General features: G+C 40.5%; 25 protein-coding genes. 17 read left to right on the top strand and 8 right to left on the bottom strand.

Annotation, left to right across the window (positions count from 1 at the left end; genetic code table 11):
* Positions 1-67 precede the first annotated feature (67 nt).
* A complete protein-coding gene (locus tag ACFX4H_RS24715) occupies positions 68-481 on the bottom strand; it encodes a GNAT family N-acetyltransferase (protein ID WP_048687239.1) in 414 nt (137 codons plus the stop codon).
* A 680-nt stretch (positions 482-1161) separates the two neighbouring features.
* On the opposite strand from ACFX4H_RS24715, the gene ACFX4H_RS24710 reads away from it, so the two are divergent.
* From ACFX4H_RS24710 to ACFX4H_RS24695, 4 genes are all read left to right on the top strand, one after another.
* Positions 1162-1338, top strand: coding sequence for a hypothetical protein (locus ACFX4H_RS24710; protein ID WP_377436429.1), 177 nt, complete (start codon positions 1162-1164; stop codon positions 1336-1338).
* Between the two features lie 143 nt (positions 1339-1481).
* Entirely contained in the window at positions 1482-2675 is a 1194-nt protein-coding gene (locus tag ACFX4H_RS24705) for an LL-diaminopimelate aminotransferase (protein WP_249597535.1), read from the top strand.
* A gap of 281 nt (positions 2676-2956) precedes the next feature.
* Positions 2957-3229, top strand: coding sequence for a phage holin (locus ACFX4H_RS24700; RefSeq protein WP_063577356.1), 273 nt, complete (start codon positions 2957-2959; stop codon positions 3227-3229).
* A gap of 186 nt (positions 3230-3415) precedes the next feature.
* Positions 3416-3895 (top strand): C40 family peptidase, encoded by a 480-nt coding sequence (locus tag ACFX4H_RS24695; RefSeq protein WP_034305456.1) that lies wholly within the window; start codon positions 3416-3418, stop codon positions 3893-3895.
* 87 nt (positions 3896-3982) lie between these two features.
* On the opposite strand, the gene ACFX4H_RS24690 is transcribed toward ACFX4H_RS24695, so the two are convergent.
* Together ACFX4H_RS24690 and ACFX4H_RS24685 are read right to left on the bottom strand one after the other, a co-directional pair.
* Positions 3983-4519 carry a GDYXXLXY domain-containing protein gene (locus ACFX4H_RS24690; RefSeq protein WP_249597536.1) on the bottom strand — a complete coding sequence of 179 codons (537 nt, stop codon included), beginning with the start codon at positions 4517-4519 and terminating at the stop codon, positions 3983-3985.
* A complete protein-coding gene (locus tag ACFX4H_RS24685; RefSeq protein ID WP_057278698.1) occupies positions 4512-5570 on the bottom strand; it encodes a DUF2157 domain-containing protein in 1059 nt (352 codons plus the stop codon). Before ACFX4H_RS24685 ends, ACFX4H_RS24690 begins: the two co-directional genes overlap by 8 nt.
* A gap of 235 nt (positions 5571-5805) precedes the next feature.
* Here ACFX4H_RS24685 and ACFX4H_RS24680 point away from each other — a divergent pair, with 235 nt between their 5' ends.
* From ACFX4H_RS24680 to ACFX4H_RS24660, 5 genes are all read left to right on the top strand, one after another.
* Positions 5806-6126 (top strand): PadR family transcriptional regulator, encoded by a 321-nt coding sequence (locus ACFX4H_RS24680; RefSeq protein ID WP_034305446.1) that lies wholly within the window; start codon positions 5806-5808, stop codon positions 6124-6126.
* Positions 6123-6677 (top strand): HAAS signaling domain-containing protein, encoded by a 555-nt coding sequence (locus tag ACFX4H_RS24675; RefSeq protein ID WP_034305443.1) that lies wholly within the window; start codon positions 6123-6125, stop codon positions 6675-6677. Before ACFX4H_RS24680 ends, ACFX4H_RS24675 begins: the two co-directional genes overlap by 4 nt.
* Complete coding sequence (locus tag ACFX4H_RS24670) at positions 6670-7464, top strand: DUF4097 family beta strand repeat-containing protein (RefSeq protein WP_063577353.1); 795 nt, start codon at positions 6670-6672, stop codon at positions 7462-7464. Before ACFX4H_RS24675 ends, ACFX4H_RS24670 begins: the two co-directional genes overlap by 8 nt.
* Before the next feature lie 477 nt (positions 7465-7941).
* Entirely contained in the window at positions 7942-9138 is a 1197-nt protein-coding gene (locus ACFX4H_RS24665; protein ID WP_048687223.1) for an MFS transporter, read from the top strand.
* Positions 9139-9304: 166 nt separating this feature from the next.
* The gene (locus tag ACFX4H_RS24660) at positions 9305-13975 is read left to right on the top strand and encodes a hypothetical protein (RefSeq protein WP_377436428.1); all 4671 of its coding nucleotides are present in this window, start codon (positions 9305-9307) and stop codon (positions 13973-13975) included.
* Positions 13976-14088: 113 nt separating this feature from the next.
* On the opposite strand, the gene ACFX4H_RS24655 is transcribed toward ACFX4H_RS24660, so the two are convergent.
* A complete protein-coding gene (locus ACFX4H_RS24655; protein ID WP_241637205.1) occupies positions 14089-14337 on the bottom strand; it encodes a hypothetical protein in 249 nt (82 codons plus the stop codon).
* Between the two features lie 105 nt (positions 14338-14442).
* Positions 14443-15369, bottom strand: coding sequence for a glycine-rich domain-containing protein (locus ACFX4H_RS24650; protein ID WP_377436427.1), 927 nt, complete (start codon positions 15367-15369; stop codon positions 14443-14445).
* 244 nt (positions 15370-15613) lie between these two features.
* On the opposite strand from ACFX4H_RS24650, the gene ACFX4H_RS24645 reads away from it, so the two are divergent.
* The 5 genes from ACFX4H_RS24645 to ACFX4H_RS24625 all read left to right on the top strand — a co-directional run bounded on the left by ACFX4H_RS24645 (position 15614) and on the right by ACFX4H_RS24625 (position 20459).
* Entirely contained in the window at positions 15614-15844 is a 231-nt protein-coding gene (locus ACFX4H_RS24645) for an excisionase family DNA-binding protein (RefSeq protein WP_048687214.1), read from the top strand.
* Between the two features lie 980 nt (positions 15845-16824).
* Positions 16825-17844, top strand: coding sequence for an AI-2E family transporter (locus ACFX4H_RS24640; RefSeq protein WP_377436426.1), 1020 nt, complete (start codon positions 16825-16827; stop codon positions 17842-17844).
* A gap of 339 nt (positions 17845-18183) precedes the next feature.
* A complete protein-coding gene (locus tag ACFX4H_RS24635; protein WP_034305421.1) occupies positions 18184-19005 on the top strand; it encodes a basic amino acid ABC transporter substrate-binding protein in 822 nt (273 codons plus the stop codon).
* 78 nt (positions 19006-19083) lie between these two features.
* Positions 19084-19740, top strand: coding sequence for an amino acid ABC transporter permease (locus ACFX4H_RS24630; protein ID WP_054397812.1), 657 nt, complete (start codon positions 19084-19086; stop codon positions 19738-19740).
* Complete coding sequence (locus tag ACFX4H_RS24625) at positions 19737-20459, top strand: amino acid ABC transporter ATP-binding protein (protein WP_034305415.1); 723 nt, start codon at positions 19737-19739, stop codon at positions 20457-20459. The genes ACFX4H_RS24630 and ACFX4H_RS24625 overlap by 4 nt, the downstream gene beginning before the upstream one ends.
* A 56-nt stretch (positions 20460-20515) precedes the next feature.
* Here the strand turns inward: ACFX4H_RS24625 and ACFX4H_RS24620 are convergent, their stop codons facing one another.
* From ACFX4H_RS24620 to ACFX4H_RS24610, 3 genes are all read right to left on the bottom strand, one after another.
* Positions 20516-20887, bottom strand: a complete 372-nt coding sequence (locus ACFX4H_RS24620; protein WP_034305408.1) for a hypothetical protein — start codon at positions 20885-20887, stop codon at positions 20516-20518.
* A 162-nt stretch (positions 20888-21049) separates the two neighbouring features.
* Positions 21050-21931, bottom strand: a complete 882-nt coding sequence (gene cidR / locus ACFX4H_RS24615) for a cidABC operon transcriptional activator CidR (protein ID WP_377436425.1) — start codon at positions 21929-21931, stop codon at positions 21050-21052.
* Between the two features lie 159 nt (positions 21932-22090).
* Positions 22091-22516 (bottom strand): universal stress protein, encoded by a 426-nt coding sequence (locus ACFX4H_RS24610; RefSeq protein ID WP_377436424.1) that lies wholly within the window; start codon positions 22514-22516, stop codon positions 22091-22093.
* Between the two features lie 166 nt (positions 22517-22682).
* On the opposite strand from ACFX4H_RS24610, the gene ACFX4H_RS24605 reads away from it, so the two are divergent.
* The 3 genes from ACFX4H_RS24605 (at position 22683) to ACFX4H_RS24595 (ending at position 25135) form a co-directional block, all read left to right on the top strand.
* Positions 22683-23078 (top strand): MerR family transcriptional regulator, encoded by a 396-nt coding sequence (locus tag ACFX4H_RS24605; RefSeq protein ID WP_034305406.1) that lies wholly within the window; start codon positions 22683-22685, stop codon positions 23076-23078.
* 73 nt (positions 23079-23151) lie between these two features.
* Positions 23152-23919, top strand: coding sequence for a 3-hydroxyacyl-CoA dehydrogenase (locus ACFX4H_RS24600; RefSeq protein ID WP_034305405.1), 768 nt, complete (start codon positions 23152-23154; stop codon positions 23917-23919).
* 70 nt (positions 23920-23989) lie between these two features.
* Positions 23990-25135, top strand: a complete 1146-nt coding sequence (locus ACFX4H_RS24595) for an acyl-CoA dehydrogenase family protein (RefSeq protein WP_034305403.1) — start codon at positions 23990-23992, stop codon at positions 25133-25135.
* The last annotated feature ends 9 nt before the right edge of the window (positions 25136-25144 follow it).

Raw genomic sequence — 25144 nt, 5'->3', positions numbered from 1 at the left:
GGTGAAACAGAATGTATTTTGATCGATCTTTCTTCTTATTTACGCTATAAGCTTCAAGAGAACCTTCTTAAATCAGTGATTGAATTAGAATGTCATCATGATAAATAAAAATCGGTTTAAAACCAAGGGCTCTAAACTTTTGCAATGCCTCATGGTTATTTTTGTTCACGAAACCGGACACTACAAGGATTCCTTTATTTCTCACATATTCTACTAATTCGGGTAAAAGGGCTTGCAGAATTCCCTTTCCTCTATATTTTTTGTCAATGACTACATAATTAATATGAGCCACTTTATATAAATAAAGATTATAACAAATGAATCCCACTACTTTACCTTTATCATTACAAATCACAAGTACCTTGTGTGACTTTTGCAGAATTTCATTCACTTTATCGGAAGAAACCCGAAAATTTTTTACGGTGATATCCGTTAATTTCTTTATATCCTTTTTAGGTTTCCAGTCTCGAAAAAAATACATCATAACTTCTCCTTTATCTCTATTAGATATAACAGTTATTCACTAGACATATATAGCTGGTACATGTAAATACATAACACGGAATCCCTTTAGATAGGTCCAAAGGGATTCCATGTTAATCTCAAAAAAGCAACCTTCTAGTTTTCAAATTCTTTGACAGAAGTGGGTTGCTTGATGGAAGTAGGTTCCTTAATTGAAGTACCTCTATTATTGTTTAATAAATTTTGTAAGACTCTTCTCAAGGCAGACCTAAGGCTGCTATTGCCAGTTCCGGAATTACCAGTTCCAGAATTAACAACTCTTCTTAGCTTTTTGTTTGACACTGAAATCATCCCCTTTGTTTTATAAATTTCCACATTACTAATTTATGTGTAATTTTCCCTTTTGCTTGGACAAGTTCACCAATTATTGTACAGCGGCAGGTGTTGCTACCATTTAATGTAATAACATGGTATAATTTATGTGAATTACTTCACATAGAAGGCGCTCGTTATTATTCATACTATTGACTCATAAACGAAAGTGGGTTGGTTATATGCGAGATGGGGGAGTGATGACCCCATATAGGAATTTGGTTAAATTCGGACTGGGAGGCCATAAAGGATCAGGAAATTAGAAATTCATTTTGATACATATAGAAGATTGTCCATTTTCTAAGAAAGAATCAGGAGCTGAGCGGGGTGTTCAATTGTTCTTCGCCGCAGCCAGTTACAAATCGTGAATTGATGGCTCATTTGAGAAAGTTCATGAATATTCGGATAGGACTTCCCTGTCCAACTCCCATTCTTGAAATGGGGGCTTTCTTTATGGGAACCGAAACGGAATTGATATTAAAAAGCCGGTGGGGCATACCTTAGAGATTGGAAAAGGCGGGGTATGCATTTAAATTCGATCATCTTGATGAGGCTCTCGAACAGATACTTATGAATTCTTAAAATACTCGAGAAAGATTGCTATAATGATAGATAGAAAATCATTATTAATGGAGGGGAATGGCGGAATGAATATGACTCCATCTGAAAAAGTCGGAAGATTCACAACAGGAATATTTTCAGAGTTGGCGGCCCGCAAGCAGGATGCAATGAAACGGGGGCGGGATGTTATCGATTTGAGTGTTGGAAGTCCGGATCTACCACCGCCTGACTTTGTAGTGGATACACTTGTGAAGTATGCGCAGGATCGCAATTCCTACGGGTATACGTTAAAAGGTACGCCTGAATTCCATGAGGCAGTCCGTTATTTTTATCGGATGCGTTATGGAGTGGAGCTGGATGCAGAAAGGGAAGTTCTCCAACTGATGGGGTCACAGGATGGCCTTGCGCACTTGGCAACGGCGATGATAAACCCTGGAGATTATGTGCTGGTGCCAGATCCAGGATATCCAATTTATGAAGCGAGTGTGGAACTTGCCGGCGGAATCATTCATCCGATGCCGCTTACTGCCGAAAATGGATTCCTGCCGCAGCTCAACGAAATTCCGGATGAAATACTGAAAAAGACGAAAATGATGATCATCAGTTATCCTGGAAATCCTGTCACGGCCCTGGCTGATGAGACTTTCTTTTCGGACGTTATATCGTTTGCGAAAAAGAATGAAATAATGGTGGTTCACGATTTTGCTTATTCGGAATTGATTTTTGATGATCATCCGCAAATTAGTTTTATGTCCATTCCTGGTGCCAAGGAAGTGGGGATTGAATTTAACTCACTTTCCAAAACTTTTAATATGGCCGGCTGCCGCATTGGGTATGCAGTGGGCAATCAAGAGGCGCTGAACATCCTGGGAACGCTGAAATCACACATCGATTATGGGGTTTTTTATCCTATTCAAAAAGCTGCCGAAATGGCGCTAACTTCCAATCTTTCGCTGCTATCCGAACAGGTTAAGGAATACCAGTCCCGACGTGATGCCTTGATTTCAGGTCTTGCGGAAGGAGGATGGCATGTACCGAAAACAGCAGCTACGATGTTTATTTGGGCCCAAATTCCTGCTGGCTGGAAATCACGGGATTTTGCCTATGCATTGATTGAAAAAGCAGGGGTAACGGTCGTTCCAGGCGATGCTTTTGGGAAGCAGGGTGAAGGGTATGTCCGGATGGCCTTGGTCCAGCCGGCCGAGAGATTGACAGAAGCTGCTGAACGGATCAGAGTGTTTTTGCAGGAAAAAATGGAGTGTGAAAAATCTAGCATTTAATATATTCAGGTTTTAAGAACGTTCGATCACGGGCACACCGAGGAGAATATAGAGCCTGAGGAAGCTGTTACTTACTTGTTAAAGTGTGGCGCTCTCTAGTGTTTTTAAGAACTACTTTGAAGGTCCATCCTCTGATGGGCTTTTTTTATGTTTATGGGAAACTAGCGTGATAGATTATGAATGGAATTTCCGAACGTAAGAAGGACAAGCCGCATAAAATATAGCAGGTCCGCGACAATCTTCATGAAGCGGACTTAATAGGATAGAGAGGGGGAAAAGCAATGATCAACTGGAAAGTGCGTCTTAAGAACCCTACGTTTATATTCACTGTACTCCTTCCTGGGCTTTTAATATTGGCGCAGATGGTTGCCGCGTTCATAAACAATTTCATTACTCCTATAGGCTTTACCATTACTGATGATGCATTGAACGGCGCTTTAGGCATCATTAACTTCATAGCGCTTACATTCTTTGGGGTCGGCGGTGTGGTCGATCATACAACTAAAGGTTTAAGTGATAGTGAAAATGCACGACAATACAAGGAACCTAAGTAATGGACACTATTCTTTCAGTTACTGAAAAGTAGAGTATACCAGATAGCACCGTATTAGCTAGACAACGGCGTTATCTGGTTATTTTTTTTGCAGGGATGACGATCGCCGAAAATGATTTGGTCTAAAAACCGAAATGTAACATACATTTAAAATTGTGGTTCATTTTCAGTTTGGGGAGGAAAAAGGATGAGTTATCGTTTACCAGTTTCAAAATGGTTTGCAGCCATAGTTTTAGTAGGGGCATTATTGACGGCATTCATATTCAGTCCGGCTAATGCTTCAGCCTCTATCAATTATGGTGATGAAGTTGCCGCTTTGGCAAAGAAGCAGGTGGGAAGCAAATATAAATATGGAGGGACGACCCCTAAAGGGTTTGATGCTAGCGGTCTTACCCAATATGTATATAAAAATGCCGCCACAGAAATGAAGATTCCAAGAACGAGTGCGGACCAGTATAAAACCGGAAAGGCCGTGAAGCAAAAAGATTTGAAAGCGGGCGATTTGGTCTTCTATGCGACAGGTAAGAAAGGGCAGGTCTCTTTTGTAGGAATCTATTATGGAAATGGCACATTTGTCGGGACCACCACCAAAGGGGTCAAAGTGGTCAAAATGAGTGATGAATATTGGAAAGAAAAATATATAGGGGCAAAACGGGTCATTAAGTAACAATCTGAATTCCACATGATAATAGTCCAGAAAACAAAAGAGCATCGAAAAACCGATGCTCTTTTTGCTAGTCATATCCGGGGCCATTCATTCAATGATGATATCGGTTAAAACAACATGGCCATTACGAACTTTTACGACGGCCACTGAAGGATTGGCCAATGCTTCCTTCTCCATTTCCTTTGCCTTTTCTTCGGATGCGAAATAATTGTCCAGACCGTATCTGATCTGAATGGTTTTAGCATTTTGCAGGTCATAAGGGACTTCCAATTCCCCTTTTAGGTACACGCCTTCGACGGGTTTTTCTTTCGTTACGTAATCAACAACATATAGTCCATCCTTATTTTGTTTTAAACGTACATATACCTTTTTAAAATCACCCATATTCCTTATATTGAACTCGGTTTTAATCGAGTCATCGACTTGCGACGGCTTTACTGATTCAATTTCGTATTTCAAAGCCACATAGCTTCCCCTAAACAAATCAGTCGGGTCGACCGGGGCTGTTTTGATTTTGATTACATCTCCTGTCATTGTTGTCCAGACCGGGGGAAATGCCAAGATTAACAAAATCAAGACTGGAATGGAAAATACGATGAGTGGCCGGAATGATGGATTACTCATTGAGTTCCCCTCCTTTTTTTCGTTGGTTTTCAAAGAAGAAGCCAAAACCGATGAGCATGATTCCACCGATGATGAATGTAAGCGATTTTGGCAGGAAGTCAAAGGAGTAGATGTAATATCTAAAAATCAGTGCACATATTATCACGATGCTGGTCAAACTGCCTTTTAGAATCAGATAAAGCAGAAAAACGAAATAAGCTATAGGAAACCAGATTGAGAAATCAAAGGTAAGGAAGAGTGCGGTTAAACCATGTAAGATATGCCCTTGTATGTGTGTGATGTTTTGTAATTTGGCTCTTACCGGAATATAGGCAAGCACGATACCCAGTACAAACAAGATGGAAAGGACAATCGTATTCGAATTTTCAAACCCTAGTTTCGGCACGAATTCCATAAGAAATAAGGCAATTGTATTGATGGCTAAAGCGTTAATGAAAAAGGTCAGATAATTAGGGTAATCGAATTTCTTTAACAGAATGTATAAAGCCGGTAGAAACACAAGAATGGCAAGCGGATAAGATGTTTCATCAACGAATATACTTCCGTTCAAATAAATGAAAAGCAGGAAAGATGTAAAAAGGAGGATGAAAACATCCTTCAAATAGTATCCAATGAATACCGTTCCAATCGCCCATAATAAAAAGGAATTGTTGAAATTGATGCTAATGTTAAACATCTGCTCGACTAGAAATATCCCTGCACCAAAGATCAGGATACCTGCATAATGCAGACTTCGGGACGTTTTGGGAAAGCGTGCCTGCACCTTCACGCCAGCAAAGTTCACTCCGATTAGGCATGCAATGATAAGCAGGAATTTAACCGCTTTACTTAAATAGATCCAATTGCTGGCTACGAAGGTCAATACGCCTAAACCTAAAAGAAGTGCCCCAATGGATAATAGAATCGTGATGAAGTTCAAATTGCCTTTTACATCATAGGAACCTAACATCCTCACTTTTTCTTGCCGGGAGATGACTCCTTCCTTTTCAAGGTAATTAAATTCATGTTCAAGAAAATCGAATTGCTTCTTTGTTATTGCTTTGTTGGCCAAAGTAACTCCTCCTTCCACATTTTACTATTATACATCGTATTCTCTTGCGGCTTTGAATATAATGCTAATTTTCTTCTACCCTTATTGGAATGCGTGTAAGACATAAAAATATTTATAGTACCTTGCAATGAACAGTACCATGTGGTAAATTATTTACATAAGATGTATTGTTCGGTGTTCAGTACTGTTTATTGAACTATACTGAAAAACTTTTGGAAGGAGTGAAGGTACTACTATGAATGTACAATTTAAGAAAGGTGTCCTGGAACTGTGTGTTCTGGTGTTACTGGATAAGCAGGATCGCTATGGGTATGAACTTGTACAGAAGATTTCGGATCAAATTGAAATATCGGAAGGGTCGGTATATCCACTTTTAAGACGATTGACGAAGGAAGAGTATTTTACGACATATTTGCAAGAATCAACAGAAGGGCCTCCGCGCAAATATTATACATTAACCGAAAAAGGACGGAGATACCTTCAAGAACTGCTGATGGAATGGAATGAATTTTCCAATGGGGTCAACCAATTAATCAAGGAAGGTGTGAACCAATGAATAAAGAACAATTTTTAAAACAATTGAATGCCTCTTTAACCAGACTTTCCTTAGAGGAACGGGAAGATATCCTTCAAGATTACGAAGAGTATTTCGAAATTGGAATGGAAGAAGGGAAGTCAGAGCAGGAAATCTCCAAATCCCTTGGGAATCCTAAACAGATTTCCAAGGAACTGATGGCAACCTATCATCTTGGTCAGGTAGAACAAACGACTTCTGCAGGTAATGTTATGCGGGCAGTTTGGGCAGTCATTGGTTTGGGGTTCTTTAATTTAGTGATCGTTTTGGGACCATTTATAGCCTTGATCGGAGTTGTCATTGCAGGGTGGGTTTCGGCGATAGCGTTCATTCTTGCTCCGCTTGGCGCTCTGTTTAACCTTGTGTTAGGTAACTTTCAATTATTCGATCTTTTCTTCGCATTGGGACTATGCGGGATTGGCATTTTCATTGCCATGGGAATGTTTGTCGCTACGAGTGCTTTAACTAAAGGATTCATTCGCTATTTAAAATTTAACGCTTCCCTTGTGAAAGGCGGTTTGAAAAATGATTAATGTAAAAAAATTATCGATCATTGCACTTGTATTGTTATTGATCGGGGTAATAGGAAGTCTGTTTACGTTTTCCCAAATGACGAATAAGGAAACGACTACAGAGGAAAAAACGATTTCGGAAATCGTGACGGACATTCAGATCGACGCTGACAATGCAGCTGTAGAGATCGTGCCAACGAAGGATAAGGAGACCAGGATAGAGTTGGTTTCAAAAGGGATGGATGTTTCCAAGTTGGATTTCACTGCAGATGTGGAAGGGAAGAAGCTTTCGGTACAATTAAAGGATCGACGTACGTTTAGCTTTGGTTTTCATATTCAATCCTTACATTTAAAGGTGTATGTGCCTGATGAATCTTATAAATCCTTTGTCGCCGAATCCGATAATGGAAAATTGCAAATATCAGGATTGAAAAGTGAAAATCTAAATGTGAAATCTCAAAATGGCCGGGTAGAATTAAATGATATAATAACCGAAAAAGTTGAAGTGAAATCTGCTAATGGAAAAGTAGAGCTTAATAATGTGGAGGGAAAACTAGTTGGTTCATCGAATAACGGTAAAATCACATTAGTCACGAAAGACTTGGATAGGCAGATCGAACTCGAAAGTAATAATGGTAAAATCATGATCAAAACGGAGAATGAACCGACGAATACAACTTTCGATGTTCATGTTGACAATGGGAGAGTGGATATCCTTGGTAAGTATGAGGGCGATACTGTCATTGGCAAAGGTGAAAATCTAGTTAAATTGGAAACGAATAATGGGAAAATCGAGATAACGAAATAGTCGTGAAGCATGAAAAGCCGATCCAATTGGGATCGGCTTTTTTCAGTTATGCATCCCCTTTACTTAAGGAGATAAGGAAAAACATTTAAAGTTTTTCCTTTTAGATGTTTTTGGAATTTAATAAGATAGGGTGTAGAACCATCCTTCACTTGCAGAATGGTTGTTTCAGGGGATGTTTTATTAAAATTTGAATGTAAGGAAAATCCATTATGCTGGAGGGATGCGTTTCAGCTAAGAGCCGTTACGGATGAATAGAGGCAATGGTTTAATGCATTACAGCATGGAGAATCTAAAATAATGGTTCGCATACGGAAGGTAAGTGGACGGAAATGATCATGATTGTTAAAGGGGGAGCCCTATGTCATATTGGGCTTTTATTTATATATATATATTTAGGTACACGAAATAAATCATTCGCTTATTTTAACCAATTTTAGTAAACTGGCAATGACTATTATAATTAGAAGGTGAAGGAATATGAGGGAAACCTTAGTGGATGAACGGGTAAGAGGGACTGATAAAATCTGGACACGTGATTTCATCATGATCTGTTTGGCAAATATGTGCATCTTCATGGGTTTTCAAATGACGATGCCGACCCTCCCGTTGTTTGTGGAACAGCTTGGCGGTGATGATCGTCTTGTGGGGGCTGTCCTTGGAATCTTCACTTTTTCGGCCTTGCTTGTCCGGCCAATTGCCGGAAGATTATTGGAGACGAAAGGAAGGCGCATCGTTTTTCTTGCTGGGTTAGCCATTTTTGCTTTGTCAGTGGGTTCCTTCGGTTTCATGGGGAGCATCGGCTTGTTATTCATGATGCGGATTGTACAGGGCGTCGGCTGGGGATTTTCTTCAACGGCTTCAGGAACGATTGCTTCCGATATAATCCCTGCGAAACGGCGGGGTGAGGGGATGGGGTATTACGGATTATCGGGTAACTTAGCACTGGCATTCGGGCCATCATTGGGTCTTTTCCTAGTTACGGTACTTCCGTTTCAAGAGTTGTTTTTAATCTGCTCTTTATTAGGATTGCTTGCCATCATTGCAGCATCACTTATTCGGTATCAAAAAGTGGAAAGTGATCCTTCGGCGGCTGTCAGAGCCAAAAGGTTTGATATTTATGAAAAAAGTGCCCTTCAGCCATCTTTGCTCATTTTCTTCATCTCCGTTACATTTGGTGGAATTGCAACCTTCCTTCCTCTGTATACAGCGGAAAAAGGTGTAGATGGAATTCAGTGGTACTTTTTAGTATATGCAATGGCCCTTATGGTCACGAGATTATTCGCGGGCCGACTATATGACAGAAGGGGACATCGAGCCGTATTCGTGCCTTCAACGGTACTCATCATGGCTGGAATGCTGCTGCTTGCATGGATGCCGAGTGAAGCAGTACTTTACATTGCGGCAGTGCTTTATGGATTTGGATTCGGTTCTGTTCAGCCGGCGCTGCAGGCATGGTCGATTGAAAAGACGGCACCCAATCGGAAGGCGATGGCGAATGCCACATACTTTTCATTTTTCGATCTTGGGGTGGGCATAGGTGCCATCGTGTTCGGGCAGATTGGCTTCCTCTTCGGATATAGGAGCATCTATATCACGGCGGCCGCCTCGATTTTCATTTCGATGATCGTTTATTTATTCATCATCAGGAGCGAGGATAAAGGAAAATCAATATAAGGATGTTGAATGGCTTCAATGGAAGTCATTCTTTTTTTTTGAGTCAGCAGGAACACGCTTGGTGCATTATCCTAAATATTTTAAAAATGGAAAAACTTTGATGTTATCGAAAAGAGATTATACATAAGATGATAGAAGGTCTATTTGAAGGAAGGGGAAGCTTGGAATGAATGACTCTTCAAATGAAGAAATGACATTAGAAAGAAGGAAGCGTATTTTCCAAGAAGAGCTGGATGTTTTATGGGAAAGGCGGCTCATCCCTAAATCAGAATATATCCGGATTAGCAGGGCTTACAATCGGCATTTCCAATTAGCCCTCCATAAACAAAAGCGCTTAGAGCAAGAAAAGAAGAAATCCACCCATGGAACTGAAGCGATAATCGGTGAAATTGCCGATAAGAGGATTCAGGATAGCCTGATCGAAGAATCTTCATTCCAATTACGGGAATCCAGTGGATTGAATGAATCAATAATGAAAGATGAGAAGGCCGGGTATGCGCCTATTGAATCTGGTTTCGAGGAGAGCCTTGAACCTGTCAAGGAGATCAATGATAGGAAACCGGTTATTCAAAAGCAGGCCATCAAGCGGGAGAAACCGGTAAAACCGGTAAAGCCGAAGAAAACACCTGAACAAATCAGGGAACGGAATATTTCTGTCATCCTGCTCACTGGGGTCATATTGCTTCTGTTTGGCGGGTTGATTTTAGCAACCACTTCATGGGGGGATCTGAATGCGGTCCTGAAAGTTCTCTTCATTGGAATGGTATCCGTCATTTTTGCAGGGATGGCCTTCATCGCGTCGAAGCTGAAAATTGAACAGACCTCTTTTGCATTCCTGACGCTAGCGGGTTTATTCATTCCGATTACGATTTTATCAGCTTCATATTATCGGATTTTTGGAGAGTACCTTTCACTTAATGGTGGGGGGCGGGGACTTCTGGGGTTTATTGGGGGATTACTCTGCTTAGCCATTTATTGTAAGATTGCTGACTACTTCAAGTCGAAAATATTCATTTTCATTTCAATATTCACGTTTGCCATTACCTGCTATTTCGGATTGGCTTTTGTGACGCCGACTATCGAGTGGATGTTTTTGGCGATTGGCATTCTTAATTTAATACTAGTATGGAATATGGAGCAATTGAAAAATCAAAAAGCATTAACGTTATTCAAACCATTCATTTTTCAATTTATCCAGTTTAAGATTATCGTGGAGACCTTTGTGATCCTGACGTTATTTTCAAGTAACTTGGTGTATTCGCTAACGTTGATGGTCTTTTCTGTTTTGTTTTTAATTATTTCGGTCAAATTCAAAAAAATATATTATGAAATGGCTTTTAGCGCCGTTTTCACGTATGGATATATCCACCTAGTTTATAACTCGTTTATAAGTGAGTACATGATCATTGCATTTGCACTTGTTCCAATCATTTTTACCATGCTATCGAAATATCTGGCTAAAGTCAAAAGGACTAACCTTTCGAAGAACTTCATGATTACCAGTTTGATTGAGAGCGGGATCGTTTTCTTATATAGTAACGCGATGGTGTACCAGGATAACTATGCGCAAATATTCATCGCGCTCATGTTATTATCCGCCCAGCTTGCTTATGTTTCCCTTCAATCGGGAAATTCAAGCTTCACGTACCCGGCTGTTTTTGTTTTCGACTTAGCGTTCCTATATCTTTTCTTTGCCTTGCCAGTCTCTTTTTCTACCATTTTAAATCTGTTATTTGTTGTTCAGGTCATTCAATATCTTGGAGTATATCTATATAACCGTCACCCAAGGTACAGCCTGTTTAAGAAGAGTATCTTACTTATCTCCCCAATGATCATGCTAGTGATACTGACCAGTAAATTGAGCGAAATGGCTTGGCTTGCTGTTAGTGCAGAGCTCGCCATGATCTCTGGGCTTTTCTTCATCACCTATATAAAAGACGAATCAAAGCATATGAAGGAAAACGCCATATACGGATTTCCAATCACTTTCATACTGGCTTTGGTTGCTTTCTATCCATATTTGCTGGAAAGCGTAGGGTGGGTCCAATCAAATATCCCGCTCAGTGTCTATTTAATCGGGGTTTCACTGATTTCCCTCTGTTCAGCTTACACATTTAAAAAGGGATACCTTACATTCTTCCCTGTTTTTGCATATAGCGGACAGATTCTTTCCTTCCTTTCCTTGCTATCGATTCCCTTCGATTCAATGAATCCTCTGGAGGCAAGCGGAGTCATGGCCATAGCTACTGCAATGAACGGCTGGTCCGTCCATATACATCGGAAGCAAATATTCTGGGTGCCTGTCGTGATTACAAGTGCCGGACTATATGCCTCACTCTACGATGTTTTTGATTTTGGTTCAATGGTGCTGAAGATTGCGTTTGTGCTCCTAGGTCCTATCGTCTTTTTCCTTTTAGGAGAATGGCTTGGGAAATATTCAAAAAATGGGAAATTGTACTTCCAATATACGAGTCACCTTGCCAATTTACTGGCGATTCCCGTTGGCTATTTGCTCATCATCCATACGGAAAGTTCTCCGTTCCTATATGTTGCACAACTCTTGATTTATATTTTGAGTGCTTTAAGGGCGCATGTGAAATGGGAAAAATACGTTTTTACTTACCTAGGGTTTTCGACCCTTTTCCTACAGGTCCATTTATTTGTGGTAAACATCGAGCAAATAGTATTCATTACATCAATATGCATGATGATTACAGCAGGACTCTTAACCATTCTGTGGGGGTTATCCAATAAGAATTGGAAAGGCATCATGGATTATTACCTTATTCCATTCATTCATTTAGGGATAAGCATATCCATTTTGGAAACGGCGATCCGAGGCTTTCCACTTAACCGCGAGTCAGTCTGGGTAGGAGTGATGACTGTACAGCTCTTGTTTGCCTGGTATCTGCTCATGCAAAGGAATTGGCGGAACTATGTTGCGGTTCCTCTAGGCCTGGCGTTCATCTTCTATAATATGTATGTAAATACATTGCCTCTGGTTATGGCGATTATCGTATTGTTTGTATGTATGGTTGTGATGTTGATAGCTAGCAGACGCCTTTTCAAAGGATTGCTCAACCAAGAGGGAACGAAGAGAGTCATTGATCATTATCGGATTTTTGGCTTGTTATATCTGTGTACTCTGAATCTGAAAGTGTTTATGAGCGATACAGCTTCTGCGGTTTTGGGGATTTTTGTTTCCCTGCTGTTGCCTAGCTACTTCATCCTGATGGGAAGATTCACAATCTATAAGAAAGAAAAAAGCATTTACTCGGGAATAGCGGCCATCATCGGCCTTTTCCCGTTCATCAATATCATAGTTTATGCCCATACACTCCCAATCGTCACGAGTTTGGCTGTTCTTTTTGGCTGTATGGCAGGAATGTTGTTGTTAAGCAGGCTGTATTCCAGCGGTTCACTCAAGAAAAACGGATCAGGCATCATCAGCTTCGATCCTTTCAGGATTTATGGTTTATTCTTTTTGATCGATATGAATGCGGAGGTTTTTAACGATACTAAACATCAGTTACTCCAAGTCTTTGTATCGCTGCTGTTAACCGCTTATTTCATTTTCCTGAGAAGCTTGACAGCGGAAAAGCTAGAAAGGAAAATCTATTCCAATATTGCTGCATTAGTCAGTCTGTATCCCTTCCTGATCATAGTCGGCTATGCCGACAGCTTATCTGTTGTAATGGAATTGCTATTCCTTTTTAGCTGTATGTCAGGGATGCTGCTTTTAAGCCGCCGTTATTTCGATGGTTTAATTAAAAAGGAAGAAGCAGGTATGACCTTCGATGCATACAGGATATATGGCCTGCTGTTTTTACTGGCCATGAATCGGGGATTTCCAGCAACTGAAACATTGACCCAGTTACTCGAAGTTTTTGTATCGCTCTTGATCACGGTTTACTTCATCTTGATTGGAAGTTTCACAAAGGATGTAAAAGAAAAGGGCATCTACGTTTGGCTGACGGGAATTCTCAGTTTGTATCCGTATTGGATCATCATCATGTACGCGGACACATTGCAGCCTTTCGTTGGAACGGCAGTCCTTTTTGGGTGTACGGCCATAATGGTCTTGCTAAGCAAGAAATACTTTAAAGGCTTGCTTGATAAAGGCGGGGCAGGACTTCAATTGGATTTTTACAGAGTCTATGGTCTGCTGTTTCTTATTGCCATGAACATGGATGTTTTGACAGGGGGACCGGCACATTTCATTTTGGAAATCATCGCGGCACTTCTGATTCCGGCCTATTTCATTTTGATGAGAAGCACGACGACAGGGATGTTGGAAAGAAAATCCCAGTTGGCAGCAGCGATTTTGTTCAGCCTATATCCGTATTGGGTCATTGTCGATCAGCTCACGATCCCTCCTGTACTTGAGGAGGAGGTGAATATTCTGCCGCTGTTCATTGTCAGCACCACTCTGCTGAGGAAAATCTTTGTTAAAGGCAAAATTACACAATATATCGAAAGCGGCATTGTTTTCCTTTTGTTTTTAGCCCTGATCATTGATGCAATGGCAGGAAACACCTTATATGATGCCCTCATTATCGGAACCGTGTCATTGGCAGCAATGCTCTTTGGATTCATGATGAAATACAAATCCTATTTCATCGCTGGGACTGGGACGATTTTATTCAATGTCTATATGAATACCAATTCGATGTGGAGCGAGATGCCATGGTGGCTGTATTTAATCATCGGCGGAGGGCTGCTTATCGGAATTGCATCTTTCTTTGAATGGAAAAAACAAAAAGACAACCGGACATCGAAGGAGGTTCTTGAGAAAAATAAACAAAGGATCAAGAATTGGTTCAATCGGTGGAATTAATGAAGAAGAAAATGGAATGCGTCAGATACCCAAGCTCTTAACCTTGGACGAAAATTAAAAGGGGTTCGGAATTTATTAATTCCGAACCCCTTTTGCCTGTAAACCGAGAGCACTTAAAAGCTCTCTTTCTCTGCTTCTATTTTTTTTATTTCCTCTTGCCAATCATGAATTTCTATTTCCCACTGATCTATATTAGTTTGCAAAACATTAATTAAAAATGGTGATAGGACATTTCTGTATTTTTCTAGTTCTTGAATCAATTTCACTCGATCTCCAGTTAATCCTTGCACTAATTTTTTTTTACTTTCCAAATTTGCATAGACAAAAACTGGTCTGAATTTTCGGATCTCATTATCACCCATATCAGTTGTAACTCCTTTAAAATTAAGTGAAAAACTAAGCACGATCAATCAGTTCATCTAATGCTTGTGTATACAAAAACGCTTGGATTTCTCCAAGCGAAAAGCTCAAGACGAACAAGAACTGCATGAAGAACAGCTGGAAGAGGAATCAGAACTGCTGTCATGGGAACCGGTATGGCCACCATGATCGGCATGGCCCGATCCGGAGGTAACTGTGTTCGGTTCATTCCCGAATATATCTTTAAATTCGCTGTCAAAATCATCGGTGCTTGCATAAGTGAAATAGGCAGGAGCTGCGTAGTCAGTCTGATCGTACGTTTTCCACCAATTCAATTCTGTCATGGGGCGATTTTCTTTAAATTGGGAACTGAAAGCTTCAAAGGTCCGTTCCGCCTGTATACTGGTCGGTTTCCGCATATATTTCTCTTTTAACTGCTCCAGCTCCAACGTTTCAAAATCACGGAGAAGTGATAGCCCTTTATCATGTTTGAAAAATTTGCCCCATTTTTGAATGGAATGGGAGTCCACCGTAAATAGCTGTACATAGTAAAAGTCAAAAAGAGTGCGCTCATCGGGTTTGAAAACAGGTTTTGAATGAGGATGGTGCTGAATGGTCCTACCGATGAAAACCTGGCAAAACTCATCATATTCCTGACTATAGTTCAGCATGATATGCCATAACTCATCGATGACTGAATTAAACATTTCAACTTTTCCAAACACTGCTGCCATAATCAAATAGCGTTTCAATTCACGCCAGGCCTGATTGACCTTTAACTGTGAGTACCGTGGATGCTTCAGGCGGAATTCAGTATTGACCTTTTCCATATAATCGAAATCCAGTGCTTTATTAAGCTTTTCTATCAATGCTTCTGAAACGACTTCAGTTGCATGAAGATCTAAAGTTTCTTCACGGTATTTACGGAATTCATTTTGATAGCGTTCCATTTTAGCCGGTTCACTTAGCCCTTTAACGAAATTGACCAGGAAAACAGCAAAAATTGCCGCAAGAATGACATAAAAGAAGGTCATTTTTGTCCACTCCTCTTAATCTATGGATATATTGCTAACATTATCTTACATGTTTATGGAAGAGATTGTAAGTTGTTTTATCTAAAATGTTCCAGGAAATTGATTAATCTCGTGAGCTTGCATGACAATACCCTGAATCGGGTATCGTCCTTTCCTTGGCATGTAAGGGGTTTTCAGTTAAAAATCAAGCGCTTCAAATAATGCCTCATATCTAGTATAGTTAGAGGGGAAAAGGGGTGAAGGCATGTACTTGACAGTAAAAGAGACTGCGGAATATCTATCGATGCCGGAATCTTATATAGAAAGTTTAATCGTTCAAAATAAAATTCGCACCGTTCATGATGGTGAGCAGCATTTGATTTTTAAAGATCAGTTTAATATGCATCTTGAACAGATGGAGAAATATAAGAAGGATTTAGCGGATTATTATAACGAACCCATCCCCGAAGATATCGATGTGAAGGATGAAGATTAGCATCTGTCCATTTGGCTGATGCTGAGTTTCAAAAAGGAGGAAGGTACGAGAACTCCTGCTTAGAAAAGCGCGTTTAGGGGAGGACCCTGCAGGCTCAAGCCGATGAGGCTCCACGACCGCTCATGGAAAGTGAGTGCCTGGAGTGGAAACCAACGCCCAAATTGTACAGCCATAACAAAAGCTGAGGCCATAGCCTCAGCTTTTGTTTGTAGATAGAAGGGGGCCTGGAAAACATCTCTTTCATCAAAGTTGAAGTTCCGGACCTATTGATCCAAAGCAACACCTTCAATTCCAAAGGTATGGTTCTATCTGTATTTTATACAGAGTTGATTGGAGCGGAAGGTACGAGACTCCTGCTTAGAAAATTGCGTCTAGGGGAGGCTCCGCGACCGCCCGCAGCGAGTGCCTGGAGCATAAATCAACGTTCGAATCGTACAAGCCAAAGCGGAGGCAAAAGGGGGTCGGAAAACGTAACGTACCTTTCATCAAAAAGAAGTTCCCGAATCATTGCCCCAAAACAACACCTTCAACTCCATAGATAGGTTCGTTCTAAATTTAAGAACAGAGTTGATTGAAGTGAAAGGTACGAGACTCCTGCGGGGAAAGCGTGTCTAGGGGAGACCCCCGCGCAAGCCGAGGAGGCTCCCCGACCGCCCGCGGAAAGCGAGTGCCTGGAGCGGAAATCAACGTCCAAATAGTACAAACCAATAAAAAACCTTAGACATACTCGATTTTCATTGAGTTTGTCCAAGGTCTGGCATCTGCCGATTTGTCAGATGTTTTTTCATGCAGAAATGGCTGTCAAAGTAATGGTCGAATTTCCGAAAAAGGTCTTAACTACGTCTCTATCCTGGGTCATACTGATCATTCAAATAATTTTGTTGTCAATGGAAGGTAATTGTAGTAGAATTCCTCAATTCCGTGTAAAATGAAAGGTAGATGGAATTATCACGGCAGAATGGTAGTTAGGAGATAGGTAAGTGGTAAAAGAGTATTTGCAAAGCGAAGGTTTTTCAAGGTTAATTACATTAATTGTGTTAGTTATCTTTTTAATAAGCATCGGCAGTATGGTTAATATCGTGTTATTCACATTTGTTTTCACTTTCCTGATGGGAAGGCTGGAGCAATTTATCATGATTCGGCTGAATAAAGTGGTGCATATCAACTCTAAGGTTGTCATAAGCTTTTTATATGCAGTCGTCATTTCTTGTTTAGCCATCGTACTTTATAAATATCTACCGGTCATTACGCTACAATTCACGGAATTAGTGACACAGATCGTTTTCTTCTTTCAACATCCACCAGATAGCAGGGTCATTCAATATGCCATTAATATAATGAACGAGCTGGAATCGCCGCTCGATCTTCAAAAACAGATGAATACACTCTATCTTTATATATCCGATTTCGGTAAACTGGCATTTCAAATTTTCATTTCCATGTTACTTAGTCTATTTTTCTTATTGGAAAAAGATAAAATCATTCGCTTCACTTCTAAATTCAAGCGCGCCAAATTCAAGTCTTTCTTTATAAACTTAAGCCACTTTGGCGTCAAATTCATCAATTCATTCGGGAAGGTGATCGAGGTCCAGTTCTTGATAGCCATTACGAATGCTGTCCTATCCGTAACTTTCTTATGGATTCTTGGCTTCCCGCAGTTGCTTGGTCTAGGGATCATGATTTTCTTCCTTGGTTTGATTCCGGTTGCAGGGGTCATCATCTCCCTCATCCCGCTTAGCATGATTGCCTATAGCATCGGCGGCATGCCCAAAGTGATTGCTGTATTAATCATGATTGTTGTGATCCATGCAATTGAAAGCTATATTTTAAATCCGAAATTCATGTCGGCAAAAACGAATCTTCCAACATTTTTCACCTTCATCATCCTATTGTTTTCCGAGCATTTCCTTGGGATATGGGGATTGATCATCGGAATACCGATATTCATCTTCCTGTTGGATATGTTGGATATTGAAGAGGGGAATACGGAAGTACCATAATAATCATTTGAGCAGCGGCCGCTAATATGGCCGCTGCTTATTTTTGTTCCATTAAATCTTTTAACGGTGGCACTATCTGTTTTCAATATAATATCAATTAATTCGAGTGAAGGGGAGAAAGTTGCCTTTTTCCCCATTAGAGCACAGTTGCGTTTTTAATTTACCAAGTTAATTGATTAAAATTTTATTTTACTAAAGTTATTTATCGACTTTTTATTGCATAAAAAAACAAATAAACGTATAATATTCTTAAAAGAATATACTGAAAGTTCTCTAAAGTTAGATTTATCTGTTTTTTTTAAAAAAAAGAGAGTTTACGAGAGAGAAGAGGGGATTATTTTGAAAAAGGTTTCTTTTTTAGTGTTTGCCATGGTTGCTTCTTTGTTACTAGTCATGACAGGATGCGGGAAGGATAAGGAAGTCTCGACAACTGGTAAAGAAGAAGAGTCAAATGGGAAAACACTCAGGATCGTGACTGACGCCAACTATGCTCCATTTGAATATCTTGAAGGCGATAAGATTGTAGGATTCGATGTTGATTTCATCAATGCCGTTGCAAAAGAAGCGGGATATGAAGTTAAATTGGAAAGTGTCGGTTGGGATCCGATTTTTGTTGAAATCGAAGGTAAGAGAGCGGATGTCGCCATATCTGCGATTACAGTGAATGACGAAAGAAAACAATCTTATGACTTCTCGGTTCCGTATTTCTTATCCACAAACAAAATTCTCGTTCCTGAGGATAGTGATATAAAATCCGGAGATGAATTGAAAGGTAACGTCATTGCCGTTCAGACCGGTACTACTGGACAGGAAGCGGTAGAGAAACTCCTTGGAAAGAATCATAAGGATATCAAAAAATTCGAAAATAATAACCTGGCCATTCAGGAATTACTGAAGGGCGGAGCATCGGCTGTCGTCGCTGATAATACGGTTGTTGAAGAATATGTAAAAAATAACCCCGATCAAAAACTGAAAGTCGTTGAAGACAGCAAAAGTTTCAATGAGGAGTTTTATGGTCTTATGTTCCCAAAAGGCAGTGAATTGAAATCGGAGTTCGATAAAGCCGTGAATGCCATTTATGAAAATGGGAAATATGCAGAAATTTATAAAGAGTGGTTTGGTACTGACCCAGATATTGAAACGTTGAAAGCACAACAATAAAACAAATGGATAGTAAAAGATTGCGTAACTTTACGTATGAAGTTACGCAGTTTTTTTGGCCTTTAGGAGGGGAACGAAATGAGTTTTCGCTGGGATATTATTTTTGAGTATGCTCCTTTCTTATTAAAAGGGACATTGCTTACTATTGGGCTTTCGGTTTCCTCCATCCTGATCGGAACTTTTTTGGGGTTATTGATCGGTTTAGGGAAAATCATGAAAAACAAAGTGCTTGCCTTTCCATTTTACGGTTATGTCACGGTTTTTCGCGGAACACCGCTTTTAGTTCAAATCTTTTTAATCCATTTTGGAATCGTGCCCTTTTTTACCGGGGAAACGAATGCAGTAACCGCCGGAGTCATTGCTTTATCGTTAAATGCAGCCGCGTATATCGCAGAAATATTCCGGGCGGGCATTCAATCCATCGATAAAGGGCAAATGGAAGGGGCGCGTTCATTAGGGATGACCCATGCCCAAACAATGATACATGTTGTATTGCCACAAGCTTTCAAACGAATGATTCCTCCGTTAGGAAATGAATTCATCGTATTATTGAAGGATTCATCCCTGCTTTGTGTCATTGCTGCCCCGGAATTAATGTACTGGGGGAAAGCGATGGGGAGTCAGTACTTTAAAGTGTGGGAGCCATACTTGGCTTGTGCCTTCATCTATCTATTCCTGACCCTCATTTTAAGTTTCGTATTAAATAGACTCGAAAGAAGGTTGAAAACAGAATGATAAAGGTGGAGAATCTAAAGAAGTCATTTGGCGAAAATGATGTATTGAAAAATATCAATGCAATCGTTTCCCCTCGGGAAGTAGTCGTGGTGATTGGTCCTTCTGGGTCGGGTAAATCCACTTTTCTCAGGTGCATCAATCAACTTGAAACGATAACGGGGGGCCATATTTTCATTGAAGGGCTTGATACGACAGACAAGAAGGTCAATATCAATAAAGTCCGGACGGAAGTTGGCATGGTATTTCAGCATTTTAACTTATTTCCGCATAAGACTGTTCTTGAGAATATAATGCTGGCGCCTATGAAGGTCCGCAAGATATCCAAAGAGCAGGCTTCCCAAAGAGGGATGGAACTGCTTAAGAAAGTGGGACTTGCAGAGAAAGCGAACGCATATCCGGATTCATTATCAGGTGGACAAAAGCAACGCGTCGCAATTGCCAGGGCGTTGGCGATGGAACCCAAAATCATGCTATTCGACGAGCCGACTTCCGCCCTGGATCCGGAAATGGTCGGTGAAGTCCTTGAGGTCATGAAGCAACTGGCCAAGGAAGGCATGACCATGGTAGTTGTGACCCATGAGATGGGGTTTGCAAAAGAAGTTGGAGATCGCGTGATCTTCATGGACGAAGGTTATATTATTGAAGAAAATATTCCTAGTGAGATTTTTAATAATCCCCAGCAGGAAAGAACTAAAGCCTTTTTGAGTAAAGTGCTTTAATTAAAGAAAAAAACCTTCCTTATGGGAGGTTTTTTTTGGGGGCATATCAGGGGGCGTCATTTGATGCATGAAGCGCCTAAAAGCGATTCAGGGCTTTTACCGAGCACAAGCATACTGATTTTTGCATATCCAATATTTTTACTTTGGGAGAAGGTCTGAAGTAATACCTGGATATTCGGATCATCCTTTAACTTTTGAACTTCCTCAATATATAATTCGATAACGGAGGGCATAACGAATTCAGGGGTGTATTCGTTAGGGTTTTCATCCATGATTAATGTGCCCATAAATTGATATTTAAATTGGAGAGCCCGTGTTAAGGCAACGACATGGAGCAGTTTATTAAATAGTTCGGGGTAAGAATATTTAATTTTCTCCAGAGCTGCTTCTGATGCCTGTAACTCATCGACATTAGATAAAGTGATCATGAATATCTCCTTTTTAGAACATATGGAATCAATCAGCATTTAACGTGCTTTTTACTCATACTAGTCTAACCCCGCCGTAACTCATTGTAAAATGGTTAGATGTTATCACGTGCATAACCCAAATCTATGATAGTGCTTTCATCAATCTTGCTGGATAATCCACTACTTATGGGACATTGCTTCCCTAGTATATTTCAGCCATTCTTTTGCAGCGTATGAAAGGTAATGGTCCTTACTCCATATAAATCCTAAATTCCAGCTAATGGAGGGGTTTCTAACCTTGATTGCCTTTACGCGTTCATCATGACGGCATAAGCTTTCCGGTAATAGAGCAACGCCAAGTTTACAGTAAACCATTTCCTCAATGAAATCCCAGCGTGAGCTTTCAGTTACGATATGTGGAGTAAAACCAGCTTCATTACAGGATGAAATGATGAGATCTCGAAGGACGTAATCTTTATTGAATAAGATGAAAGATTCGTTTTCCAAGTCAGCCAAATCAATTTCTTCCCCACAAGCATGGGGATGGGAGGGATGAACTATCAAGTTGATGTCTTCTTCCAAAAAAGCAAAATGGTGAAAAAGAGCGTTGTTGGTTGGCAGGACTATTACGCCTATATCGATTAAATCATTTTGGACGGATTCTTCTATTTTCTTTGAACCATCCTCTACTAATTGAAAGGTTATATTGGGATAGTCCTGGTGAAAACGGCTAAGAATTCGGGGGAAGAAAGAAGCGTCGATGATCGGCGGCAGCCCGATGCGTATATGTCCCTTTTTTAAACCTAATAAATTGTCCATTTCCGTTTCTAAATTGTGAAAGGCCCTATCGATCAATTTTGCCTGGTCTAAGACAACCCTGCCTGCATCGGTCAAGATCAGTTGCTTACGTGAACGATCAAAAAGCTCAACACCTAGCTCGGTTTCCAGGTTTTTAATCATCTTGCTGATGGTCGGCTGGGTAATGAATAAATGATCGGCAGCCCGAGTGAAGCTATTGAAATTGGCAACCTCTATAAAGTATTGCAAATGTTTAATATCCATTGCGTCACCTGTTATCCTCGTTTGAAATTAGTTTCATTTTACCCGTAAACGGAAGTGTTTGTAAAACATGATAAGTTTGGAGTTCATGCACGCATAAATAAGCTGGATTCCAAAGGGGAACCCAGCTTATGAAGGGGCTGGCCATATCTGCCGTAAATTTCATTTGACCAACAAGACTGGAACTGGAGAATGTTGAACGATATAGTGGCTCACGCTGCCCAGGAATTCCTTGAAGCCGCTCAATCCGCGGCTGCCCATGATAATAAGGTCACAATTCTCGGATTTTGCATGTTGCAATAAAGTCGTGATGGCTGAACCTTCTACGACAAATGTTTGGGATGCATTCGGGATTTCGGATAAAAGGGCTTCCGCTTTTTTAATCACTTCCTTGCCATACTTAAGCATGGATTCTTCAATTTCCTGAAAAGCATTGCCATATATATTTGGCTTGATTGGCAGTGTAACAGCGTGAAGCACCTGGATTTCGATAGCGGGATCCAGCTTCGCTAATTCAATCGCTTTTTCTAAAGACTTAAGTGCCAACTCAGATTCATCATAAGCAACTAATATTTTTGAACATAGCATTGATCGATCATTCCCTTCTATAAAAAGAATATACCTATAGTATATCAATATAAATCTATCATGCAGTTTCATATATTATAAATTTTGTGAATATTTCATTGAAGTTTACGTTAACGTTAATGTTAGAATAAAGGTAAATAATCCCTTTGCAAAGTGTGGTTTTAACATGTACACCATTTCTGATTTAGCAAAAGAATTCGAATTGACGACAAGGACCCTCCGTTATTATGAGGAACTGGGTATGCTTAGGCCAATGCGTACCGAAACGGGAAAAAGAGTTTATGGAAAGAAAGAATATGCACAGCTCAAAATCATAATGCGCGGTAAGAAGTATGGTTTTTCGTTAGTGGAAATAAAGGATATAGTCCTTTTATTCGATAAGGATAGGACAGGCATTAAGCAATTGGAAAAAACGATTGAAACTGCAGGACAGAAGTTAAACGAACTTAATGAACGAATTAAAGAGCTGGATGGGTTGAAGCAGGATTTTGAACAGGTAATCAAAGGCTTTACCGAAACCCTTCATGAGTTGAAAATGAACGATAAAACAGGCAAGCGGTGAAATTAATCTTGAAAATAGGTTTTGATGATAGTGAAAGATGAATATATATTCTAGAAACAGATGGGGTGAGAATTTGGAAATTCAAGAAACCATTGCAGTTGTGACAGGCGGGGCTTCAGGTCTGGGAGCGGCGACAGTAAGAAACATCATTAAAAAAGGTGGAAAAGCGGTCATATTCGACCTCTCGGAAGAAAATGGCGCTAAAATGGCTCAGGAGTTGGGCGATTCGATCCTGTTTATTAAAACGGATGTAACCAGTGAAGATAGCGTATCTGTAGCATTGGATGAAGGAATAAAAAAATTCGGTAGCATCAATACTGTCATCAACTGTGCAGGCATTGCCATTGCAGAGAAGGTCATAGGCAGGAAAGGCATACATGAATTGAAAGCGTTCTCAAAAGTTGTACAAATCAATTTGGTCGGTACATTTAACGTAATCCGGCTTGCGGCTGAAAAAATGGTCGAAAATGAACCGAATCAAGAGGGGGAGCGTGGAGTCATCATCAATACAGCTTCGGTCGCTGCCTTTGAAGGACAAATCGGACAAGCCGCATATAGTGCCTCCAAGGGAGGGATTGTCGGTATGACTCTGCCAATCGCAAGGGAGCTTGCCATCAAAGGGATACGTGTCGTATCGATTGCACCGGGTCTATTCCATACACCGATGTTCGATTCATTACCTGAAGAAGCCAGGACGTCATTAGGGAAAACCGTGCCATTCCCATCAAGGCTCGGGTATCCAGAAGAGTACGCTAAACTAACGGAAAGCATCATAACGAATCCAATGCTGAATGGGGAAACAATCAGACTGGATGGGGCCATTAGAATGTCACCAAGGTAAGTTGTCAATCAAACCATTGTAAATCTAGAAAAAGAGCCTCCGACAAAGGAATGGAGAGGAGATAAAACAGATGAAGCATCCGTACCTAAGTGAAGAACATGAAATTTTCCGTATGTCCTTCCGAAAGTTTTTAGAAAAAGAAGCAGCTCCCCACTATGAACGTTGGGAAGAAGAGAGGATCATTCCCCGGTCTTTTTGGGTGAAAATGGGGGAACAGGGTTTTTTATGTCCGGACCTTGAAGAAGATTATGGGGGTTCCGGGGTAGATTGGGGCTTTGCCGTTATCATTAATGAAGAATTGGAAAGGGTTGGTTCTGGGTTCATTGGTTTCGGACTTCACAGTGATATCACCGTACCGTATATTTCCGCCTACGGAAATGAGTCGCAGAAACAGCGCTGGCTTCGAAAATGTACGACAGGGGAAATCATTACAGCCATTGCCATGACAGAGCCTGGTACAGGTTCGGATTTGGCCAATATTAAAACGACTGCCATTTTGGATGGAGATCATTATATATTAAATGGTCAAAAGACATTCATCACAAATGGCATTCATTCGGATTTGATCATTGTTGCCTGTAAAACGGATCCCAGCGCCGTTCCGAAACATAAAGGCGTTAGCTTAGTCGTGGTCGAAAGGGATACACCCGGATTTTCCAGGGGGAGAAAACTGAAGAAACTTGGCTTGCACAGTCAGGATACAGCAGAACTCATCTTTGAGGATTGCCGTGTTCCAAAGGAAAACCTGCTTGGTGAAGAAGGCAAGGGGTTTATTTATTTAATGGAAAAACTGCAGCAGGAACGCCTTGTGGTGGCAATTTGTGCTCAAACCGCGTCTGAGGATATGCTGGCCGATACGATTGAGTATGTGAAGGGCAGGGAAGCGTTCGGAAAGTCTGTAAGTCAGTTTCAAAATACTCAATTCAAAATCGCGGAAATGGCTACGGAGATAAAAATGGGGCGTGCTTTCCTAGATCAATTGATCACCAAACATATGGCTGGTGAACAGGTTGTAACGGAAGTTTCGATGGCGAAATGGCGTTTGACGGAGACTGCCAGAAAAATATCCATTGAATGCATGCAGCTCCATGGCGGCTATGGATATATGGAGGAATACAAAATTGCCAGAAGATATCGGGATATTCCGGTAGCAAGCATCTATGCCGGCACAAATGAAATCATGAAGAAAATCATCGCTAAGAATCTGGGCCTATAGTAAAGATGA

It is taken from the genome of Peribacillus sp. YIM B13477, from assembly GCF_042787955.1.
In the GTDB taxonomy this organism is placed as follows: Bacteria; Bacillota; Bacilli; order Bacillales; family DSM-1321; genus Peribacillus; species Peribacillus frigoritolerans.
Note: the sequence above shows the minus strand (reverse complement) of the source record. Positions and strands in the feature narration are given on the sequence as shown.